Genomic DNA, 19947 nt, shown 5'->3' on the forward strand with positions numbered 1-19947 from the left:
TGTTAGACTATAAGTGTAGTAATCCTACACAAGAAAATACATAGAAATAAAGGTGATTCTTATGAAATTCAAAAAAATGCTTACTCTTGCAGCCATTGGCTTATCAGGATTTGGGCTTGTTGCCTGTGGCAATCAGTCATCTGCTTCCAAACAGTCAGCTTCAGAAACGATTGAGGTGATTTCACGAGAAAATGGCTCTGGAACACGGGGTGCCTTCACAGAAATCACAGGGATTCTCAAAAAAGACGGTGATAAAAAAATTGACAACACTGCCAAAACAGCTGTGATTCAAAATAGCACAGAAGGTGTTCTCTCAGCAGTTCAAGGGAATGCTAATGCTATCGGCTACATCTCCTTGGGATCTTTAACGAAATCTGTCAAGGCTTTAGAGATTGATGGTATCAAGGCTAGTCGAGACACAGTTTTAGATGGTAAATACCCTCTTCAACGTCCCTTCAACATTGTTTGGTCTTCTAATCTTTCCAAGCTAGGTCAAGATTTTATCAGCTTTATCCACTCCAAACAAGGTCAACAAGTGGTCACAGATAATAAATTTATTGAAGCTAAAACCGAAACCACAGAATATACAAGCCAACACTTATCAGGCAAGTTGTCTGTTGTAGGTTCCACTTCAGTATCTTCTTTAATGGAAAAATTAGCAGAAGCTTATAAAAAAGAAAATCCCGAAGTTACGATTGATATTACCTCTAATGGGTCTTCAGCAGGTATTACCGCTGCTAAGGAGAAAACCGCTGATATTGGTATGGTTTCTAGGGAATTAACTCCTGAAGAAGGTGAGAGTCTCAGCCATGATGCTATTGCTTTAGACGGTATTGCTGTTGTGGTCAATAATGACAATAAGGCAAGCCAAGTCAGTATGGCTAAACTTGCAGACGTTTTTAGTGGCAAATTAACCACCTGGGACAAAATTAAATAAAATGTTTGCTCCATAAATCTCTAAAGAGATGCAGACGTTTCATCGTACAATAAGATAAAGAAGGCAAGTAGGGAGGTGTCGCATCTCCCTTACTTTCTTCACTAGAAAGGACAAAATGTGACAAAACAAGCCTTCAAGGAAGCAGTTTTTAGGGCAATTTTTTTCATGAGTGCAGCAGTAGCTGTTGTAGCTATTTTGCTAATCTGTTTCTTTATTTTTAGTAATGGCTTGCCTTTCATGGCTAACTACGGCTTTACCCGTTTTTTATTAGGCAGTGATTGGTCGCCAACGAACAATCCGGCAAGCTATGGTATTTTACCAATGATTGTTGGTTCCTTATTAATTACCTTAGGAGCGATTGTGATTGGGGTGCCAACAGGCATCTTGACATCGGTGTTTATGGTTTATTATTGTCCAAAGCCCGTCTATGGCTTCTTAAAATCAGCTATCAACTTGATGGCGGCCATTCCATCTATTGTTTATGGTTTTTTCGGCCTACAATTATTGGTGCCTTGGATTAGAACCTTTTTAGGAAATGGCATGAGTGTCCTAACCGCTTCGTTACTATTAGGAATAATGATTTTGCCAACCATTATCAGTTTGTCAGAATCTGCTATCCGAACAATTCCCAAAACGTATTATTCTGGTAGCTTGGCTCTAGGAGCTAGTCATGAACGGAGTATTTTTAGTGTCATCTTGCCAGCTGCGAGATCTGGTATTTTATCAGCAGTTATTTTAGGAATCGGTCGCGCAGTAGGCGAAACCATGGCAGTTATTTTGGTGGCAGGCAACCAGCCGATTATTCCAAGTGGACTCTTTTCAGGAACCAGAACCTTAACAACCAATATTGTTCTGGAAATGGCTTACGCATCAGGTCAGCATAGGGAAGCCCTTATTGCAACCTCAGCAGTTCTCTTTTTCCTTATTCTCTTGATTAATGCCTACTTTGCCTACTTGAAAGGAAAATCATCTTATGAGTAAATACCTGCTAAAACTTCTCGTTTATTGTTTTTCAGCTTTAACCTTTGGCTCTCTCTTTTTAATCATTGGTTTTATCCTCATCAAAGGCTTACCTCATCTAAGTCTATCCCTCTTTTCTTGGACTTATACTTCTGAGAACATTTCCCTTATGCCAGCGATTATTTCCACCGTTATTCTGGTCTTTGGTGCTCTTCTTTTAGCCTTGCCCATAGGGATTTTTGCTGGTTTTTATCTTGTGGAATATACAAAAAAAGATTCCCTTTGTGTTAAAATCATGCGATTGGCCTCAGATACCTTGTCTGGGATTCCTTCCATTGTTTTTGGTCTGTTTGGCATGCTCTTCTTTGTAGTCTTCTTAGGTTTTCAATACTCTCTGTTATCAGGAATCTTAACCTCAGTCATCATGGTGTTGCCAGTCATTATTCGCTCAACAGAAGAAGCCCTTTTATCTGTTAGTGATAGCATGCGTCAAGCAAGTTATGGACTTGGGGCAGGTAAGTTACGGACTGTTTTTAGAATTGTTCTACCAGTTGCCATGCCAGGTATTTTAGCTGGAGTGATACTAGCTATTGGCCGTATCGTTGGTGAAACAGCTGCCCTCATGTATACATTAGGTACCTCTACCAATACGCCAAGTAGTCTCATGTCTTCAGGCCGTTCTCTAGCCCTACATATGTATATGCTGTCAAGTGAGGGGCTACATGTCAATGAAGCCTATGCTACCGGCGTGATTTTGATTATTACTGTTTTAATGATAAATACTCTATCAAGCTTATTATCTCGGAAACTTGTGAAAGGAGCTTCCTAGTATGGGAACATTTTCAGTCAGACACCTAGACTTATTTTACGGGGACTTTCAAGCCTTAAAAAATATTTCGATTCAATTACCAGAAAGACAGATTACTGCCTTGATAGGCCCATCTGGTTGTGGTAAATCAACTTTTCTAAAAACCCTTAATCGGATGAACGATTTGGTTCCTTCTTGCCATATTGAAGGCCAAGTCCTCTTAGATGAGCAAGATATTTATAGTAGCAAATTCAACCTTAATCAGCTACGTAAGCGTGTAGGGATGGTTTTTCAACAGCCTAATCCCTTTGCCATGTCTATCTATGATAACGTGGCTTATGGCCCAAGGACACATGGTATTCGAGACAAAAAACAATTAGATGCCTTAGTGGAAAAATCTTTAAAAGGGGCAGCCATTTGGGACGAAGTCAAAGATAATCTTAAAAAGAGTGCCATGTCCTTATCAGGCGGTCAGCAGCAACGCCTTTGCATTGCGCGAGCTTTAGCAGTAGAACCTGATATTCTGTTAATGGATGAGCCGACTTCAGCCTTAGACCCTATCTCCACTTTAAAAATTGAAGACCTCATTCAGCAACTAAAAAAGGATTATACGATTATCATTGTTACCCATAACATGCAACAAGCTTCACGTATTTCAGATAAAACTGCTTTTTTCTTAACAGGAGAAATTTGCGAATTTGGAGATACCGTTGACGTGTTTACCAATCCAAAAGATCAGCGCACAGAAGACTATATTTCAGGACGGTTCGGATAAGGAAGGAAAAACCTATGAGAAATCAATTTGATTTAGAATTGCATGAATTAGAACAATCCTTTTTAGGACTAGGACAACTTGTCCTTGAAACAGCTTCAAAAGCCTTACTGGCCTTAGCCTCCAAAGACAAGGAGATGGCAGAGCTAATTATCAATAAGGATCATGCTATCAACCAAGGTCAAAGCGCTATCGAATTGACCTGTGCCCGTTTGTTAGCCTTGCAGCAGCCACAAGTGTCTGACCTTCGATTTGTGATTAGCATCATGTCTTCTTGTTCAGACCTTGAACGTATGGGAGACCATATGGCAGGCATTGCCAAAGCTGTTTTGCAACTAAAAGAAAATCAACTAGCCCCTGACGAAGAACAGTTACACCAAATGGGTAAATTATCCCTCAGCATGCTAGCCGATTTATTGGTTGCCTTTCCTTTGCACCAAGCCTCAAAAGCTATTAGTATTGCTCAAAAAGATGAACAGATTGACCAATATTATTATGCCTTATCAAAGGAAATCATTGGACTTATGAAAGACCAAGAAACCTCAATTCCCAATGGAACTCAATACCTTTATATCATAGGGCATCTGGAACGCTTCGCTGATTACATTGCTAACATTTGTGAACGCCTAGTCTACCTAGAAACAGGAGAACTAGTGGATTTGAATTAATTCAACTAATCCTTAAAAGAGAAGAGTACGATTAAGTGCTCTTTTTTATGGTTGTAAAAAAGTTCATTTGACCAATTTAAGCAGTGTAGATAGTGAGGAGCTGTTTCAATTCTATCGTGAACGAGGGAATGCTGAAAACTTTATCAAAGAAAGGAAAGCAGGATTCTTTGGGGATAAGACAGATAGTTCGACCATGATTAAGAATGAAGTACGTATGATGATGGGCTGTCTGGCTTATAATCTCTACCTCTTTTTAAAGCAGCTAGCTGGTGATGAAGTAAAGGCCTTGACTATCAAGCGTTTTCGACGTCTCTTCCTTCATATTGCCGGAAAATATGTCTCTACTGCTAGACGACATATTCTCAAATTCTCAAGTCTATATTCCTATTCAAAACAGTTTCAAGCCTTATTTGATACAATCTGCCAGATAAATCTGATACTCCCTGTTCCATATAGAGCTAGAGGGCAGGGGAAAACATGCCTAACAGAATAAGTCACCTTATTTTAAAAATCGAGCATCAAACCAAGGGAGGAGTCTGCCCTTTTTTAGGAAAAAATCAAGACAAATCTCCTCAATCATGTCTCGAACATCAGAAATTAAGCAAAATCACCAGAAGGACAGTAGTTTAACTAGCTTTTCTGGTAATTTTTGAACTGTGTAGTTCGTTAGTGCCAGATATGAATAATTTGGGATGATAAATCTTTCTTCCTCAGGTAGCCTATCATAATACTCTTCAAAAATCTTATCAAAAACACTCTCTTTCTTTTGGGCGATAGTTTCATCTTCGTATGTAGGAGTCCTCATCAAGAAATACTTCAATTCTAGGTATTCCTTATCCAACTCTATATAACTTGGCATCAACTTGTAATCTTCAACCTCCAAACGTTCAGCAATATATTTTAACTTTGTTAGTATTGGTCTGGATTCTCCATTTTCAATTCTAATTAATTGACGGATACTTCATTCAGACTCATCGCCACAAAATTCTGAACGACTGATTTTTTTAGCCAAACGTAATCTTTTAATTTTTTCGCCAAACTCTCGCAAGCTACAAGAACCTCCTGAGTTGTTTACCTCTATTATAAGCATATACTGAATCAAACTATCTATCAGATTTCTTCTCACTTTAACTAAAGACTAAGAGTTTATCCCTTCGTCTCGGTTTTTGTGCATTTTTCCACCATACCCCAGTAATGAAAGTGCAAAATCCCCTAGAATATGATAGAATAAGAGAAAGAACTCTATCAAGGAGGAAATCATGGAAAAACAAACCATCGCCGTCTTGGGGCCTGGTTCTTGGGGAACTGCCCTTTCACAAGTCTTAAATGACAATGGACACGAGGTACGTATTTGGGGAAACATTCCCGAACAAATCAATGAAATTAATACCTATCATACTAACAAACACTACTTTAAAGATGTCGTTCTAGATAAAAATATCATTGCCTACACCGACTTAGCAGAGGCACTGAGAGATGTGGATGCGATTTTGTTTGTTGTCCCAACAAAAGTGACACGACTTGTTGCCCAACAAGTTGCACAAACATTGGACCATAAGGCTATCATCATGCACGCATCAAAGGGATTAGAACCTGATAGCCATAAACGATTATCAACCATCCTTGAAGAAGAAATTCCTGAACATCTCCGCAGTGATATTGTCGTTGTTTCAGGCCCTAGTCATGCAGAAGAGACCATTGTACGTGACCTAACTTTAATCACTGCTGCTTCTAAAGATTTACAAACGGCTCAATACGTTCAAGAACTCTTTAGTAATCACTACTTCCGACTTTATACCAATACGGATGTTATCGGGGTTGAAACCGCTGGTGCTCTTAAAAACATTATCGCTGTTGGCGCCGGAGCTTTACATGGTTTGGGATTTGGTGACAATGCCAAGGCAGCCATCATCGCTCGAGGCTTGGCAGAAATCACCCGCCTAGGGGTAGCACTCGGGGCCAGTCCATTGACCTATAGCGGCTTATCTGGTGTGGGAGATTTGATCGTAACAGGAACCTCCATCCACTCTCGTAACTGGAGAGCTGGAGATGCCCTTGGTCGGGGAGAATCCCTAGCTGATATCGAAGCCAATATGGGCATGGTGATTGAAGGGATTTCAACGACTCGAGCAGCCTATGAACTAGCGCAAGAACTTGGAGTCTATATGCCAATTACACAGGCCATTTACCAAGTTATTTATCACGGAACCAACATCAAAGATGCCATTTATGATATCATGAACAATGAATTTAAAGCAGAAAATGAGTGGTCTTAACCCTCTAAAGAAAGGATTCTTATGACATCAAAAGTTAGAAAGGCAGTCATCCCTGCCGCTGGACTCGGGACTCGTTTCTTACCAGCCACCAAGGCACTTGCTAAAGAAATGTTGCCAATTGTAGATAAACCAACTATCCAGTTTATCGTAGAAGAAGCTCTTAAATCAGGCATTGAAGATATTCTGGTTGTCACTGGTAAATCAAAACGTTCTATTGAGGACCACTTTGATTCAAACTTTGAATTGGAATATAATCTCAAAGAAAAAGGGAAAACAGATCTGTTAAAATTAGTAGATGAAGCAACTGGTATGCGCCTTCATTTCATCCGCCAAACTCACCCTCGTGGTCTTGGAGACGCTGTCTTACAAGCCAAAGCTTTTGTGGGGAATGAGCCCTTCGTTGTTATGCTGGGTGATGACCTTATGGACATCACAGACGAGAATGCCGTTCCTTTGACAAAACAACTGATGAATGATTACGAAAAGACACACGCATCAACCATTGCTGTCATGCCCGTACCACACGAAGATGTTTCATCATATGGAGTTATCGCTCCTCAAGGTGAAGGGATTAATGGTCTCTACAGTGTCGAAACTTTCGTTGAAAAACCAGCTCCCGAAGATGCACCAAGTGATTTGGCAATCATCGGTCGCTATCTACTCACACCTGAGATTTTTGATATCCTCGAAAAGCAAGCTCCTGGTGCTGGAAATGAAATCCAACTTACTGATGCTATTGATACGCTCAATAAAACACAGCGTGTTTTTGCCCGTGAATTTACAGGAGCTCGTTACGACGTTGGGGATAAGTTTGGATTTATGAAAACATCTATTGACTACGCCCTCAAACATCCACAAGTCAAAGATGACTTAAAAGATTACCTCATCCAACTGGGAAAAGAATTGGCTGAGAAGGAATAATACTCTTCGAAAATCTCTTCAAACCACGTTAGCTTCACCTTGCCGTACTCAAGTATAGCCTGCGGTTAGCTTCCTAGTTTGCTCTTTGATTTTCATTGAGTATAAAATAAAAAAAGATAAGGTTCAAAAAATGCCTTATCTTTTTTCATTCCACAAATTTTCATCCCATTCCCTTGTAGAGAAGTAAGACTGCGAGTCCTACGAACAAGACTAACGCTACCAGTCTCTGACTAGCACTATACATCCGTCTTTCTCCTCTAACTGGAAAGATAATTGCTAGAAATGCGCCACCAACTGCACCTCCGATATGGCCTGCTAGGCTGATTCCTGGAATCAGAACACTTCCAATAATGTTAATCACAAAAAGTGTCAGATAAGACTGTCCTAGCTGTTGGATATAAGGATTACGAGTTGCATAGCGAAGAATGATAATCGCGGCAAATAGACCATAAAGAGAGGTGGATGCACCTGCTGCTAAGGATTTGGGACTAAATACAAAAACAAAGAGATTGCCCATCATTCCTGATAAAAGATAGAGAAAGAAAAACTGCTTAGAACCGAAAATCTCCTCTACCTGCCTTCCAAGATAATAAAGTGAAAGCATATTAACAATGAAATGCTCCCACCCAATATGAACAAAAATAGCCGAAAAGAGACGCCAAATTTGCTCGGGAAAGAGGCGAATGGCAGGCCCATACATGGCTCCAAATCGAAATAGAGTATCCGCCCTGTCAAAGTTTCCTCCTGTAGTTACCAACATTAGTAGAAATACCACGGCCGTCACTAAAAGAAAGAAACTCGTCACAGGGTAACGCCTATCAAAGATTTCTTTCATCAATCAGTACCTCCTGAACAGGAATATCATGATTTTCAGGAATAAAGTCCTGAATTTGACAAGGATATATCGTACTCAAAGTATGACCAGAAAAATATTCCAGATAGCGGTCATAATAACCTCCGCCATAGCCAATCCGATAGCCTTCCATCGTAAAAGCCAGCCCTGGGACATGAATCAAATCAATCTGAGAGGCATCTACCACTTCTAAATTTCCCTGTGGTTCCAGTAAGCCAAAGGAAGTTTTGACCAGTTGTTGCAGATCATAGACCACAAAGTCCATGCGCCCCTTGGAATAGGTTTTGGGTATCAGAACCTTCTTGCCGTCCCTCAGCGCCTGCTCAATCAATCCCTGCGTTTGAAATTCGTGCGGAAAAGAGAGATAGGTTGCGATGACCTTGGCTTCTTGGTAGAAGGGATGGTGTAAAAGCCGCTCAGTTAAAGTTTGGTCTATAAACTGTTTTTGCTGTCGAGGGATAGCCTTCATTTCTTGCAAGACTTGCTTGCGTAGTTCCGATTTCATAGACAACCCCTCTACTCTGCTGCCTTCTTTTTCAGGAAACTAGAGACCGCATCCACCCCAATAGCTAATGCTTCTTCCTTAGGAGCCATCTGAGGGTGATGAAGGGCGTAGGGACTATCGATACCCAGCCAAAACATCACGCCATCAACCTTTGAAAGGAGATAACCAAAGTCCTCGCCTGTCATAGCAGGCTCGATATCAATCAACTCAATTCCGTCTTTCTCTTCAAAAAAGTCCATTAGTTCACGCGCCAAGGCTGGATGGTTCTCAACAGGTAGGTATCCACCTTGTTTGAGTTCCACTTCGACTTCCATATCAAAGGCAGCTGCAACTCCTTCTGCAACTGTTTTGACCCGCTTTTGTACCAAGAGACTCATGTCCTGAGTCAAGGCCCGAATAGTTCCATGTAAAAAGGCTGTGTCTGTGATGACATTGTTGGTTGTTCCAGCTTGGAAAAGACCAAAGGTCACCACTGCTCCCTCTATTGGGTTGACATTGCGGCTGACAACTGACTGCACCTGGGTCACAAAGTAACTAGCCGCCACCAAGGCGTCATTAGCTTCATGAGGAAAAGCTGCGTGGCCACCTTTGCCTTTGAAACGAATCTTCACCTCACAGGTCCCTGCAAAGAGTGTATGAGTATTGGTCGCAATCTGTCCAACCTTCAGATCTGGTCGCACATGGAGCCCATAAAACTGGTCTGGCAACCAGTCTCCAAAAGCGCCATCCTCATACATAAGCATGCCACCAGCTTCATTTTCTTCAGCAGGTTGAAACAGAAAGAGCAGATTGTTCTTTGGTTGCTCCTCAAGGGCGCGCTCTAGACAGCCTAAGGCAATAGTCATATGAAAATCATGTCCACAAGCATGCATGCGACCTTGATGCTGAGAAGCAAAAGGAAGGCCTGTTTGTTCGACGATAGGCAGGCCATCAATATCTGTTCTCCAACCAATGGTACGCTCTGGCTGACTTCCCTGCAAATAAACCAAAATCCCTGTCCGCCAAGTACGAACTTGAACAAAATTCTTGCCCGCAGTCAATTTCTCAATCACATCTAGCAAATAAGCATGAGTCTTGAACTCCTCCAAGCCAATCTCTGGAATCTGGTGCAAATCTCGTCTAGTCTGAATCAAATCTAACATCTATCTATCCTCCTATATAGCAGAAAGAGGCTGGAAAAAGGGTCCCGCCTCTATTTTTCTTTTACAAATTACAAGGTACGAAGCGCATCCTCTAGCGCTGTTTTTTGTTGAGTTTGGGCATCAATCTCTTTGATAATTCGAGCTGGAACACCTGCTACTACTACATTTTCTGGAACATCTTGGGTAACGATAGCTCCTGCTGCGACAACTGAACCACTACCGATTTGGACTCCTTCAATAACCACTGCATTGGCACCGATAAGAACATTGTCTCCAACACGGACTGGTTCTGCGCTAGCTGGCTCAATCACACCTGCTAAAACTGCACCTGCACCAACGTGGCTATTTTTCCCAACGATGGCACGGCCACCAAGGATAGCCCCCATGTCAATCATGGTTCCTGCACCGATTTCAGCACCGATATTGATAACAGCTCCCATCATGATAACAGCATTGTCACCAATTTCTACCTGGTCACGGATAATAGCGCCTGGCTCGATACGAGCGTTGATAGCACGTTTATCTAGCAAAGGAACTGCAGAATTGCGAGCATCTTGCTCAACAACATAGTCTTGATTTTCTACCAAACCATTGAGAAGCGGAGCCACGTCCTTCCAGTCTCCAAATAAAACATTCCCTAGTCTAACAACCGAGCTAGGTACAGCAGTTGCGAGTTGTCCCTCAAAAGTTACTTTCACACTGGTTTTCTTCTCAGCATTAGCGATAAATTGGATAATTTCTTGAGCATTCATTTTTGTAGCAGTCATAAAAAAACCTCTCATTCTTTATAATGATAACTATTCTACCAAAAAAAGCCTCAAATTTGAAGCCTTTTTGTCTGTTTTTAGGTATGATTTTTTAGGGATGTGAGATAAAACGTGCTGTCGGTAAAAGCAAACCCCTACCGATACAACCTAAAAACACTCTTCACAACTATCTCCCCGTGTTTTATTGACTATTCTAGTATAGCACACTTTTAGAATTAAGAAAAGACTTTTTATCTACTTTCTTTCGCTTCTTCTATAGACAAAAATATCATGGGTAAAATAATCAAGGCCATAGCTAGAAGGAGTGACCAATCCACTACCAGGCCTAAGAACAAAACACTCAAGAGAGCAGAAGAGAGAGGTTCACTGGCACTGATAACGGAAACCACCAAAGGAGAAACCAAGGACACCGCCTTCATGGAAATAAAAAAAGCAAAAGCCGTCCCAAAGAAAGCGATAATGAGACAAATCAAGATACTCCAAATATCAAGAGTAAAGGAAAGCTGATGCACTGGCGAGAGAACATTGCTAAATAAACCTGCCAAAATCATCCCCCACCCAACCGTAGGAACAAAACCATAGCGCTTCGCAAAAGGCTGGGGCAAGATAACATTAAACATAACACCCATAGCACTCAGTAAGCCCGTCACAAGGGCTAGTGGTGTCATGGATAACTGAGAGAGATCTCCCTTTGTCGCCATCAAGCAAACACCCAGCATAGCAATCAAAACATAGAAAATAGCACTTTTTGACGCTCGTTTTTGATAAACCAAGCGATTGTAAAAGAGGATAAAGACAGGACTGATAAACTGTAAAATAGTCGCTGTCGCTGCATTTGAGTATTCTACACAGAGATAGAAAAAATACTGGACTGAAAAAATCCCTAAAATAGCGTAGGCCAAAAAGGGCAGGTAATTTTTCTTATCTCGCCAAATATCTAGCACTTGCGATTTTAATTGTATTGCAGACCAAATGAGTACAAGACTCCCTGCCAGTGTCAAACGCATAGAGGTAATCCAGCCCGAAGACACCTGATAATGAGTAAAGAAGTACTCTCCTAAAATTCCACAGATTCCCCATATTAAGCCGGATAGGAGCGAATAAATTTTTCCGTTAACAATCTTTTTCTGATACTGATTCATACCCTTATTGTAACACGAAAGGAAAAAAGTGGCAATCCATTGATTGGCCACTTCATTTAGAGAATTATCGTCTCGCCCTTGAAGAAGAAGGTCGTGTAGTACTTGAGTTACTGTTATCGCTAGAACTACTACTTGAACTGCTGGAACTTGATGGAGTTGGTAGACTCCCCACAATGCTAGACCAAGCATTCTGATAATCCGCATCACTTCCACCAATAGCAAAGCGATAACTGGTCGTTGGCGCTCCTGCCTTATTAGCCCAATAGCTGGTAACAGTCGAACCTGTGACCTCTACTTCTTTTCCTTCAACAGAAACCTTCCCTGGTTTTTGACCTGTTGATTTCAAGACTTCCGATTTCACTACACTAGGATCTAAAGTAAAGCGCTCGTTCCCCCAAATGCTTGGTGAGGCTTGCTGAATCGCATTTACCAGATGAGCCATGTAATTAGAGTTATTGGAATAACCTGCTCTACGTGACAATGAATGATTATCATCATGCCCAATCCAGCCACCTAGGGTTAATCTAGGTGTCGAAAGCATGAGCCACATATTTTCGTCTTGGTTGGTTGTACCAGTCTTCCCAATCCAATCTGCATTAGCCAGAGTAGGATTTAAAACAGTCAGATTCGTCTTGAAGGTTGTTGTCACACGAGAGGATAGAACTTCTCGCAGCAAGCCCTGCATAATTGTCGCAGTAGCTTTTGAATAGACTTGAACTGGTTTATCCTGATACTCATACACCACTCTACCATCTGCTGCTTCAATTTTAGAAATCACATGTTTCTGATGATAAACTCCGTTATTAGCTAGGGTCTGATAGCCATTAGTATGCTGGGCAACTGTGACTTCAATACCACCACCCATTGGCAGGCTCTCAATACCGTACTCAGGAATCTCGTAACCCATCTTTTCCATATAACCCTTGACATCAACACCCTTTTCACGGAGCATACGATAGGTCCAGTAAGCAGGGATATTCCATGAATAGTTCAGAGCTTCTCCCAAGGTCATCATTCCTGTTCCCTTGCTATTAGCATACATAATCGGATTACCATTAGCAAAGTTTGTTGGATAGTTAGATAGAATCGTTTCGCTTCCCATCAAGCCCTGATCAATAGCAATACCGTAGGCCAGCAAAGGCTTGGTAGTAGAAGCTGGTGAGCGTTTGGTATCAAAGGCATGATTATTTTGATTTTCTTGATAATTACGACCACCTACAAAGCCTAGAATAGCACCTGTTTGGTTGTCCATCAAGACATTTCCTACTTCTACACGACCTGTTCCATCGTCTAAAAGATAGCCATAGTCAGCAACCGCATTTTGCATGGCAGAATGAATTTTCTGGTCTATGGTAGTAGTAATCTTATAACCACCATTTTCAATTTCCTTGGCTGCCAAATCACGATAAAACTTCTGAGTTGCCTCATTTTTCAATTCCTTAGTGGAGACATTGTCTCTCTGAGCTAGATAGTCATACATACGTTCTTGAGCTTCTGCCAAAGTTGTAAAGTATAAATAGTCTCGTGAAATTCCTGTGACCGTGCCCGATGGTAAAAAGTCCTGTTTAAGGTCATAATCCTTGTACTGAGAATACTCGTCCTTGCTTAAGGCACCTGTACGATACATACTGTAAAGAACTGCCTTAGCCCGTCTTAAGCCAATTTCTAGGTCTTCATCACTCTTCAACTCCCCAGTATTTTCATAAGGAGAGTAAGTAATGGGACTCTGTGGAAGTCCTGCTAAAAATGCTGCTTGAGGAACAGTCAACTGACTGGCATCGACACCGAAAATCCCCTCAGCCGCCTGCTGAGCTCCTGCAATATTCTGCCCCTTATTATTTCGGCCAAAGGGAGCCACATTGAGATAGGTCGTTAAAATCTCATCTTTATTCATGGCGCGTTCCAAGGCAAGAGCATCCACAATCTCTGTCGCCTTACGAGCCAAGGTCGGCGCATCCCCAACCACCTGCTGTTTAATCAGTTGCTGGGTCAAGGTTGAACCCCCACTAGAGGAACCCAAACCTACAAATTTCCCCAAGGTCGCACGAATCACCGCCTTGGGTACTACACCCTTATGTTCTTTAAAGTGTTCGTCTTCCGTCGCAATGATAGCCTTCTTCAGATTTTCCGAAATTTGCTCAGATGAGATAGAAGTGCGCAACAAATCACTCTCTATGGAAGCAATTACCGTCCCATCCGCATAGGTAATCTCTGAAATAGAAGAGATGTCCTTGACCTGATGTACCAATTCTTCTGTCTGAGGCACCCGAACCTTGTCAAATAAGGCCACTCCGTACCCCAAAGCAATCCCGGCTCCCAACATTCCTCCTAGAAAACCAAGCACAAAGAGTAAGTTAAATAAGGCTTTTATACTCAGTAAAATAGCTGGAAAAATGGCTGGCCTATCTAAGGTTTTAGATTTTTTGGTACTCGAACCTTTCTTTCCAGGTCTAGCTGATTTTTTATGTTTTTGTTTTTGCTGGAAAAATTCCAGCATTTTTCGTTTTAATTCATTTAATTGATTTTGCATGGACTTCCTCACTCTATCTATTATACCACAAAAGGGAAACTTTCAATAAAATAGCCACTTTCTTCCCTATTCTGCTAGGCTATTGCCCAAGTTTGTGATACAATAGTTAGAAACAATAATTTTAAAAAGGAGAAAAGACACATGCACATTTTTGATGAGCTAAAAGAGCGTGGTTTGATTTTTCAAACGACTGATGAAGAAGCTTTGCGTAAAGCCCTAGAAGAAGGTCAAGTTTCTTATTATACTGGCTACGATCCAACTGCTGACAGCCTTCACCTAGGCCATCTTGTCGCAATCTTGACAAGTCGTCGCTTGCAACTAGCAGGTCACAAACCTTATGCGCTCGTTGGCGGTGCTACAGGTCTCATCGGAGATCCGTCCTTCAAAGATGCTGAACGTAGTCTCCAAACAAAAGACACAGTAGATGGCTGGGTCAAGTCTATCCAAGGACAACTTTCTCGTTTTCTTGACTTTGAAAATGGGGAAAACAAGGCTGTCATGGTCAACAACTACGACTGGTTTGGCAGCATCAGCTTCATTGACTTCCTCCGTGATATTGGAAAATACTTCACTGTCAACTACATGATGAGTAAGGAGTCTGTGAAAAAACGGATTGAAACAGGGATTTCTTACACTGAGTTCGCTTACCAAATCATGCAAGGGTACGACTTCTTCGTCCTTAACCAAGACCATAATGTCACTCTTCAAATCGGTGGTTCTGACCAGTGGGGAAATATGACAGCTGGTACCGAATTGCTTCGTCGTAAAGCTGACAAGACTGGACACGTTATCACAGTTCCGCTTATCACAGATGCAACTGGTAAGAAGTTTGGTAAATCAGAAGGAAACGCAGTCTGGCTCAATCCTGAAAAGACCTCTCCATACGAAATGTACCAATTCTGGATGAATGTTATGGACGCTGACGCTGTTCGCTTCTTGAAGATCTTTACTTTCTTGTCACTTGATGAGATTGAAGACATTCGTAAACAATTTGAAGCAGCGCCACACGAACGCTTGGCTCAAAAAGTCTTGGCTCGTGAAGTCGTTACACTTGTTCACGGCGAAGAAGCCTACAAAGAAGCCCTCAACATCACTGAGCAGCTCTTTGCAGGAAACATCAAAAACCTTTCTGTTAAAGAACTTAAACAAGGACTTCGTGGTGTGCCAAACTACCAAGTTCAAGCAGACGAAAACCACAATATCGTGGAACTGCTCGTGTCATCTGGTGTGGTTAACTCAAAACGCCAAGCCCGTGAAGATGTCCAAAACGGAGCTATCTACGTCAACGGCGACCGTATCCAAGACCTTGACTATGTCTTGAGTGACGCAGATAAGTTAGAGAATGAACTGACTGTTATCCGTCGTGGAAAGAAAAAATACTTTGTATTAACTTACTAAATTGTTCAACATTTACCTATAAAAAAAGGAGTTACCCTCGAGAAAGGTAACTCCTTTTTGCTGTTAATAGTCCCCACCTATCCCTTAATAGACAGGCTACGCAGTACAATACGTAAGGTTGTTAGATTATGTAAGATAGAAAGATTTGAAGGACTGAGCCAATTAAACAAGCCAAAGCCAATCAAACTACTATTTACGACAACGGTATCTTGAATATTCTTCTTGATGAGTGTTTGCAAAGATGATGATAGCCAATCCAACTCTTGGAAGAAATCCAAACGATTATCTAACAATAAGATATCACTCATCTGCTTAGAAATATCTGCACTCTCATTCATCACCACACCGATATCTGATAGGGTTAGAGCCGCTGAGTCATTCAATCCATCTCCAACCATCAAAATAGTGTGACCTGCTTTCTGTAGTTCCTCTACTAACTCAAATTTTCCATCAGGTTTCAAGTCTGTATAGACCTGATCAAAGGGCAAATCTTTGACTAATGCCTCTGTTCTAACCAAGGTGTCCCCTGTTGCCAGAATCAATTTTTTCCCTTGTGCCTTAAGTTTCTCCAAGGCTGCTTTTGCTTCTTTTCTCAAAGGAGTATGAATGCAGAACATTCCAATCAATTCATTCTGGTAGGCTAAGAATAAGAGATTGTAGTGACTCTTGTACTCTTCAATTAAAGCATTTTGTTCTGAACTGATATGAATTTGCTCATCCTGCATCAAGACATAATTTCCAATAAGAACTGGTTGACCATCGATATGGGACTTAATTCCCTTGCTTGCGATATATTGGAGTTTCCCATGCATTTCCTCATGTTCAATCCCCTCTATCTCAGCTTGCTTGACGATGGCATTAGCAATAGGATGATAAATGTGTTCCTCAAGACAGGCACTGATTCTGAGAATATCTTCCTCACTATAGTCTCCAAAAGGTAACACCTTTTCAACTATAGGATAACTAGTTGTGATTGTTCCTGTCTTATCAAACAAGAAAGTATCAACTTCCAGATATTTCTCCAGAACATCTCCATCCTTAATTACCATCTCACGATTCAACCCCTCCTTAATAGCTGTCAAATAAGCTACAGGAGTAGAGATTTTCAAAGCGCAGGAGAAATCGACCAATAGAAAAGAAATAGCCTTAGAAAAAGAAGCTGTTAATAGGTAAGTTAGCCCAGCCCCCAAGAAATTATATTTGACGACCTTGTCCGCCATCTTGATGAAATAGCGTTGTTTCGTTTTCTTGTTTTCTTCAGATTTCTTCATCAACTCAATCAGTTGTAAAATTCGGCTGTTCATCTGATTATCGGTTACACGAATGCGTAACTCTCCAGTTTCTAATACTGTATTTGCACAAACCAAATCAGACTCTCTTTTTTCAACTGGAAAACTCTCTCCTGTCAAGGAACTTTCGTTGACCATACCTAAACCTGAAACTACTTGTCCATCAAACAGAATTTCATTTCCTTGAGATAGGACCAAGACATCTCCTATTTGAACATCGGAACTCTTGATACTAACGACCGTATCGCCCTGCACTAAGAATACATCACTTTCTTTTGCAAGAAGACTCTGTTCTAAATCCGTTGCAGTTTTTTTCAAGGACCACTGATCTAAATGATTCCCCAAATCAAGCATAAACATGATATTGCTAGCTGTCTTGGATTGGTTCATAAACAAGGACAATAAAATCGCCGAACAGTCCAAGACCTCCATCGTTAGTTCCTTACGCGCTAGTGTTTGATAGGCTTCTCTAATATAACCCAAAGCCTGATAACAAGTCCATATATAGCGAATAGGATACGGCACAAAACTACGAAAAAGTACACGCTTAACCGCTGCACCTGAAACAATAGAATAAGCACTCTCTTCTCTACGAATGGGAAGAGTCATCAACTCAGAAACTTTCCCTTTATCAATTCTTTTTAAAAAGGCTTCTGCATTATCTAATACAGAAAAGCCTTCTTTTATGCGTAGAGTAAAGTGCTGTTGATCCATGTAAAACTGGATAGACTCAATCCCCTTTTCATCTCTCGCCAAGGAACGAAGATAGTCTTGAATATCCAAGGTGAGTGAAAAAGAAGATGATAGTCGGATATGTTGGTATCCTCTATGTAGCACTTTAAAAGACATATTATTCTCCTATAAGGCTATCTAATTGCTCTTCTTTTTTCTCTTGCTCGTACAAATATTTGGCATCTTGCAAGACATCGTCTCCATGTTGCTTCACAACAGAAACAGATGCATCTAGCTCGTCTTTCAACTTGTAAGCCTTAGCCAAAGCTTTAGAATAACCTTTTTTAGCTTCCTTACTTGCCAAGATTTTCAAACCAAGGGTACCAAATGCGACACCACCCAAAAAGAGTGATGATTTTTTCGCAACTTTTGCAACGGTTAATACTTCTTTTAACATACTTATTTCCTCCTAGCTATTATTATATAGCAATTTAGATATAAAAGCAATTTAATTTTGGTACTTTGAAAAGTAATTATACTACTATTTAATTCTATTACAAATCATCCTAAAGTTGCTTTCATTTACCTCTTTTGATACACTTAAACTATGAATATAAACCTCAAACCTAAACTCCAGCGTTTTGCTTCTGCGGCTGCCTTTGCCTGTCCTATCTGCCAAGAAAATCTGACTCTGGTAGAGAGCAGTCTCAAATGCTGCAACCGTCATTCTTTTGACTTGGCGAAATTTGGCTATGTCAATCTAGCACCTCAAATCAAGCAATCTGCTAACTATGACAAGGAAAATTTTCAAAACCGTCAACAAATCCTAGAAGTCGGCTTTTACCAAGCTATCTTAGATGCTGTATCTGACTTGCTTGCAAGCTCAAAAACAACCACAACAATTTTGGATATCGGTTGTGGTGAAGGATTCTATTCTCGCAAACTACAAGAAAGTCACTCTGAAAAAACTTTCTATGCCTTTGACATCTCCAAAGATTCAGTCCAAATCGCTGCTAAAAGTGAACCCAACTGGGCAGTCAATTGGTTCGTTGGTGACTTGGCTCGTCTTCCTATAAAAGACACCAGCATGGATATCCTACTAGATATCTTTTCACCTGCCAACTATGGAGAATTTCGTCGCGTTTTATCCAAAGACGGTATCTTGATCAAGGTTATCCCAACTGAAAATCACCTCAAGGAAATCCGTCAGAAGGTACAAGACCAGCTGACAAACAAGGACTATTCCAACCAAAATATCAAAAATCATTTCCAAGAACACTTTACCATCCTATCTAACCAAACTGCCTCTCTGACTAAGACTATCACAGTAGAACAACTCCAAGCCCTACTCAGTATGACTCCTCTCCTCTTTCACGTTGACCAGAGCAAGATTGACTGGAGCCAACTGACAGAGATTACTATTGAGGCTGAGATTCTGGTTGGGAAAGCATTCTAAACTAGACTTCCCAAAGGTATAAAACTTACCGAAAATCTTCAATATTACAAAAACGCATAAGAACAGGTACTCAAACCTTAATCTTATGCGTTTTGTTATGCAAAAATCACTGGAGTTTCCATACATATTAAGTGGAAATAGTTGAAATCAGTTCTTTTAATAACCATTGAATACCATATAGTACATTTACCCCAAATATGATATAGGCCGTATAAATCAAGTATTTCGATTTTTCCCGTCTCAAAGAATAAATCTTGTACAAAATAGATAAATTTAAAATAATAAATAATAGAGACAAAATCTTCCTCCAAAATCAATATTAAAAGTAGCCAGTCAGGCATATACCTCATATTTATTTTCGATTCGAGATAACAAACTTATCAATAAATAGCAAGTGATATAAGGCAAGTACAGACCCCCAGAAACTACCTCGAAGAGAGATTTCTTGATGATTGAGAGGAAACAAATCATGGTTACCTATATAGAGGCAGGTCAAAATAACAAATAAAATCCAAAATAAATCCGTCCATTTATATTTTGAAAAATATTTTTTCCACATAAAAACACCTTCTTTCCTACAATTATATTATAATACTTTATGTAAGCGAATACAAGGGGTATAAGGCTGAAGACAGTAAAAACCAGCATTTAAAGCCTTCACTGTATCTATAATTTCTCTATTTTTAGACAGGATTGACTAAAATCCACAACATTTAAAAAAGCGAATTTCAATTGAAACTCGCTTTTTTACAAAATGTATTAGTATAAATCTTGTATCTTATACTCAATGAAAATCAAAGAGCAAACTAGGAAGCTAGCCGCAGGTTGCTCAAAGCACAGCTTTGAGGTTG

19 protein-coding genes and 1 pseudogene are annotated in these 19947 nt (G+C 40.5%); 10 read left to right on the top strand and 10 right to left on the bottom strand.

Annotated elements, in window-relative coordinates:
- Nucleotides 1-61 precede the first annotated feature (61 nt).
- From HT708_RS01005 to HT708_RS01030, 6 genes and pseudogenes are all read left to right on the top strand, one after another.
- Complete coding sequence (locus HT708_RS01005; RefSeq protein WP_023939915.1) at nucleotides 62-937, top strand: substrate-binding domain-containing protein; 876 nt, start codon at nucleotides 62-64, stop codon at nucleotides 935-937.
- A 117-nt stretch (nucleotides 938-1054) separates the two neighbouring features.
- The gene (pstC, locus tag HT708_RS01010) at nucleotides 1055-1918 is read left to right on the top strand and encodes a phosphate ABC transporter permease subunit PstC (RefSeq protein ID WP_023935334.1); all 864 of its coding nucleotides are present in this window, start codon (nucleotides 1055-1057) and stop codon (nucleotides 1916-1918) included.
- Entirely contained in the window at nucleotides 1911-2726 is an 816-nt protein-coding gene (pstA, locus tag HT708_RS01015) for a phosphate ABC transporter permease PstA (RefSeq protein ID WP_000049768.1), read from the top strand. The genes pstC and pstA overlap by 8 nt, the downstream gene beginning before the upstream one ends.
- A 1-nt stretch (nucleotide 2727) precedes the next feature.
- Nucleotides 2728-3480, top strand: coding sequence for a phosphate ABC transporter ATP-binding protein PstB (gene pstB / locus HT708_RS01020; protein ID WP_000536446.1), 753 nt, complete (start codon nucleotides 2728-2730; stop codon nucleotides 3478-3480).
- A gap of 14 nt (nucleotides 3481-3494) precedes the next feature.
- Nucleotides 3495-4145, top strand: coding sequence for a phosphate signaling complex protein PhoU (gene phoU / locus HT708_RS01025; protein ID WP_001245781.1), 651 nt, complete (start codon nucleotides 3495-3497; stop codon nucleotides 4143-4145).
- 61 nt (nucleotides 4146-4206) lie between these two features.
- Nucleotides 4207-4638 (top strand): annotated as a pseudogene (locus tag HT708_RS01030) (transposase); the annotation flags it as partial.
- A gap of 114 nt (nucleotides 4639-4752) precedes the next feature.
- Here the strand turns inward: HT708_RS01030 and HT708_RS12105 are convergent.
- The gene (locus HT708_RS12105; RefSeq protein ID WP_078140763.1) at nucleotides 4753-5004 is read right to left on the bottom strand and encodes an arginyl-tRNA synthetase; all 252 of its coding nucleotides are present in this window, start codon (nucleotides 5002-5004) and stop codon (nucleotides 4753-4755) included.
- Nucleotides 5005-5404: 400 nt separating this feature from the next.
- Here HT708_RS12105 and HT708_RS01040 point away from each other — a divergent pair, with 400 nt between their 5' ends.
- Together HT708_RS01040 and galU are read left to right on the top strand one after the other, a co-directional pair.
- Entirely contained in the window at nucleotides 5405-6421 is a 1017-nt protein-coding gene (locus HT708_RS01040) for an NAD(P)H-dependent glycerol-3-phosphate dehydrogenase (RefSeq protein WP_050207897.1), read from the top strand.
- A 21-nt stretch (nucleotides 6422-6442) separates the two neighbouring features.
- Nucleotides 6443-7342, top strand: coding sequence for a UTP--glucose-1-phosphate uridylyltransferase GalU (gene galU / locus HT708_RS01045; protein WP_000202219.1), 900 nt, complete (start codon nucleotides 6443-6445; stop codon nucleotides 7340-7342).
- 160 nt (nucleotides 7343-7502) lie between these two features.
- Here galU and HT708_RS01050 read toward each other — a convergent pair whose 3' ends face one another.
- The 6 genes from HT708_RS01050 to pbp1b form a co-directional block, all read right to left on the bottom strand.
- Complete coding sequence (locus HT708_RS01050; RefSeq protein ID WP_000658506.1) at nucleotides 7503-8177, bottom strand: rhomboid family intramembrane serine protease; 675 nt, start codon at nucleotides 8175-8177, stop codon at nucleotides 7503-7505.
- Nucleotides 8161-8700 carry a 5-formyltetrahydrofolate cyclo-ligase gene (locus tag HT708_RS01055; protein WP_023935345.1) on the bottom strand — a complete coding sequence of 180 codons (540 nt, stop codon included), beginning with the start codon at nucleotides 8698-8700 and terminating at the stop codon, nucleotides 8161-8163. Before HT708_RS01055 ends, HT708_RS01050 begins: the two co-directional genes overlap by 17 nt.
- An 11-nt stretch (nucleotides 8701-8711) precedes the next feature.
- Nucleotides 8712-9842: an N-acetyldiaminopimelate deacetylase gene (locus tag HT708_RS01060; RefSeq protein WP_054392633.1), complete on the bottom strand. Its 1131-nt coding sequence runs from the start codon at nucleotides 9840-9842 to the stop codon at nucleotides 8712-8714.
- A 68-nt stretch (nucleotides 9843-9910) separates the two neighbouring features.
- Nucleotides 9911-10609 carry a 2,3,4,5-tetrahydropyridine-2,6-dicarboxylate N-acetyltransferase gene (dapD, locus tag HT708_RS01065; RefSeq protein WP_000127477.1) on the bottom strand — a complete coding sequence of 233 codons (699 nt, stop codon included), beginning with the start codon at nucleotides 10607-10609 and terminating at the stop codon, nucleotides 9911-9913.
- A 230-nt stretch (nucleotides 10610-10839) separates the two neighbouring features.
- Nucleotides 10840-11751 (bottom strand): DMT family transporter, encoded by a 912-nt coding sequence (locus HT708_RS01070; RefSeq protein ID WP_055349653.1) that lies wholly within the window; start codon nucleotides 11749-11751, stop codon nucleotides 10840-10842.
- A gap of 64 nt (nucleotides 11752-11815) precedes the next feature.
- Nucleotides 11816-14281, bottom strand: a complete 2466-nt coding sequence (gene pbp1b, locus HT708_RS01075) for a penicillin-binding protein PBP1B (RefSeq protein ID WP_172925877.1) — start codon at nucleotides 14279-14281, stop codon at nucleotides 11816-11818.
- Nucleotides 14282-14422: 141 nt separating this feature from the next.
- On the opposite strand from pbp1b, the gene tyrS reads away from it, so the two are divergent.
- Nucleotides 14423-15679 carry a tyrosine--tRNA ligase gene (gene tyrS, locus HT708_RS01080; protein WP_000546884.1) on the top strand — a complete coding sequence of 419 codons (1257 nt, stop codon included), beginning with the start codon at nucleotides 14423-14425 and terminating at the stop codon, nucleotides 15677-15679.
- Nucleotides 15680-15756: 77 nt separating this feature from the next.
- On the opposite strand, the gene HT708_RS01085 is transcribed toward tyrS, so the two are convergent.
- Both HT708_RS01085 and HT708_RS01090 read right to left on the bottom strand, forming a co-directional pair.
- Nucleotides 15757-17817, bottom strand: a complete 2061-nt coding sequence (locus HT708_RS01085) for a heavy metal translocating P-type ATPase (protein ID WP_172925878.1) — start codon at nucleotides 17815-17817, stop codon at nucleotides 15757-15759.
- A 1-nt stretch (nucleotide 17818) separates the two neighbouring features.
- A complete protein-coding gene (locus HT708_RS01090; protein ID WP_000910909.1) occupies nucleotides 17819-18097 on the bottom strand; it encodes a DUF6110 family protein in 279 nt (92 codons plus the stop codon).
- A gap of 150 nt (nucleotides 18098-18247) precedes the next feature.
- Between HT708_RS01090 and HT708_RS01095 the strand changes: the two genes are divergently transcribed.
- Entirely contained in the window at nucleotides 18248-19096 is an 849-nt protein-coding gene (locus HT708_RS01095; RefSeq protein ID WP_001024685.1) for a putative RNA methyltransferase, read from the top strand.
- A gap of 352 nt (nucleotides 19097-19448) precedes the next feature.
- On the opposite strand, the gene HT708_RS12295 is transcribed toward HT708_RS01095, so the two are convergent.
- Entirely contained in the window at nucleotides 19449-19655 is a 207-nt protein-coding gene (locus HT708_RS12295) for a hypothetical protein (RefSeq protein ID WP_000265678.1), read from the bottom strand.
- Nucleotides 19656-19947 lie beyond the last annotated feature (292 nt).

Origin of the sequence: Streptococcus sp. 3613 (assembly GCF_013277375.1) — a bacterium.
Classification (GTDB): domain Bacteria; phylum Bacillota; class Bacilli; order Lactobacillales; family Streptococcaceae; genus Streptococcus; species Streptococcus pseudopneumoniae.

What these genes read in the sequence shown, in the direction of transcription:
- HT708_RS01050 (WP_000658506.1), bottom strand. Translation starts at nt 8,177, where the DNA reads ATGAAAGAAATCTTTGATAGGCGTTACCCTGTGACGAGTTTCTTTCTT.
- HT708_RS01040 (WP_050207897.1), top strand. Translation starts at nt 5,405, where the DNA reads ATGGAAAAACAAACCATCGCCGTCTTGGGGCCTGGTTCTTGGGGAACT.
- galU (WP_000202219.1), top strand. Translation starts at nt 6,443, where the DNA reads ATGACATCAAAAGTTAGAAAGGCAGTCATCCCTGCCGCTGGACTCGGG.
- HT708_RS01090 (WP_000910909.1), bottom strand. Translation starts at nt 18,097, where the DNA reads ATGTTAAAAGAAGTATTAACCGTTGCAAAAGTTGCGAAAAAATCATCA.
- HT708_RS01070 (WP_055349653.1), bottom strand. Translation starts at nt 11,751, where the DNA reads ATGAATCAGTATCAGAAAAAGATTGTTAACGGAAAAATTTATTCGCTC.
- phoU (WP_001245781.1), top strand. Translation starts at nt 3,495, where the DNA reads ATGAGAAATCAATTTGATTTAGAATTGCATGAATTAGAACAATCCTTT.
- HT708_RS01095 (WP_001024685.1), top strand. Translation starts at nt 18,248, where the DNA reads ATGAATATAAACCTCAAACCTAAACTCCAGCGTTTTGCTTCTGCGGCT.
- HT708_RS12295 (WP_000265678.1), bottom strand. Translation starts at nt 19,655, where the DNA reads ATGTGGAAAAAATATTTTTCAAAATATAAATGGACGGATTTATTTTGG.
- HT708_RS12105 (WP_078140763.1), bottom strand. Translation starts at nt 5,004, where the DNA reads ATGCCAAGTTATATAGAGTTGGATAAGGAATACCTAGAATTGAAGTAT.
- pbp1b (WP_172925877.1), bottom strand. Translation starts at nt 14,281, where the DNA reads ATGCAAAATCAATTAAATGAATTAAAACGAAAAATGCTGGAATTTTTC.
- pstB (WP_000536446.1), top strand. Translation starts at nt 2,728, where the DNA reads ATGGGAACATTTTCAGTCAGACACCTAGACTTATTTTACGGGGACTTT.
- dapD (WP_000127477.1), bottom strand. Translation starts at nt 10,609, where the DNA reads ATGACTGCTACAAAAATGAATGCTCAAGAAATTATCCAATTTATCGCT.
- tyrS (WP_000546884.1), top strand. Translation starts at nt 14,423, where the DNA reads ATGCACATTTTTGATGAGCTAAAAGAGCGTGGTTTGATTTTTCAAACG.
- HT708_RS01060 (WP_054392633.1), bottom strand. Translation starts at nt 9,842, where the DNA reads ATGTTAGATTTGATTCAGACTAGACGAGATTTGCACCAGATTCCAGAG.
- pstA (WP_000049768.1), top strand. Translation starts at nt 1,911, where the DNA reads ATGAGTAAATACCTGCTAAAACTTCTCGTTTATTGTTTTTCAGCTTTA.
- HT708_RS01005 (WP_023939915.1), top strand. Translation starts at nt 62, where the DNA reads ATGAAATTCAAAAAAATGCTTACTCTTGCAGCCATTGGCTTATCAGGA.
- HT708_RS01055 (WP_023935345.1), bottom strand. Translation starts at nt 8,700, where the DNA reads ATGAAATCGGAACTACGCAAGCAAGTCTTGCAAGAAATGAAGGCTATC.
- HT708_RS01085 (WP_172925878.1), bottom strand. Translation starts at nt 17,817, where the DNA reads ATGTCTTTTAAAGTGCTACATAGAGGATACCAACATATCCGACTATCA.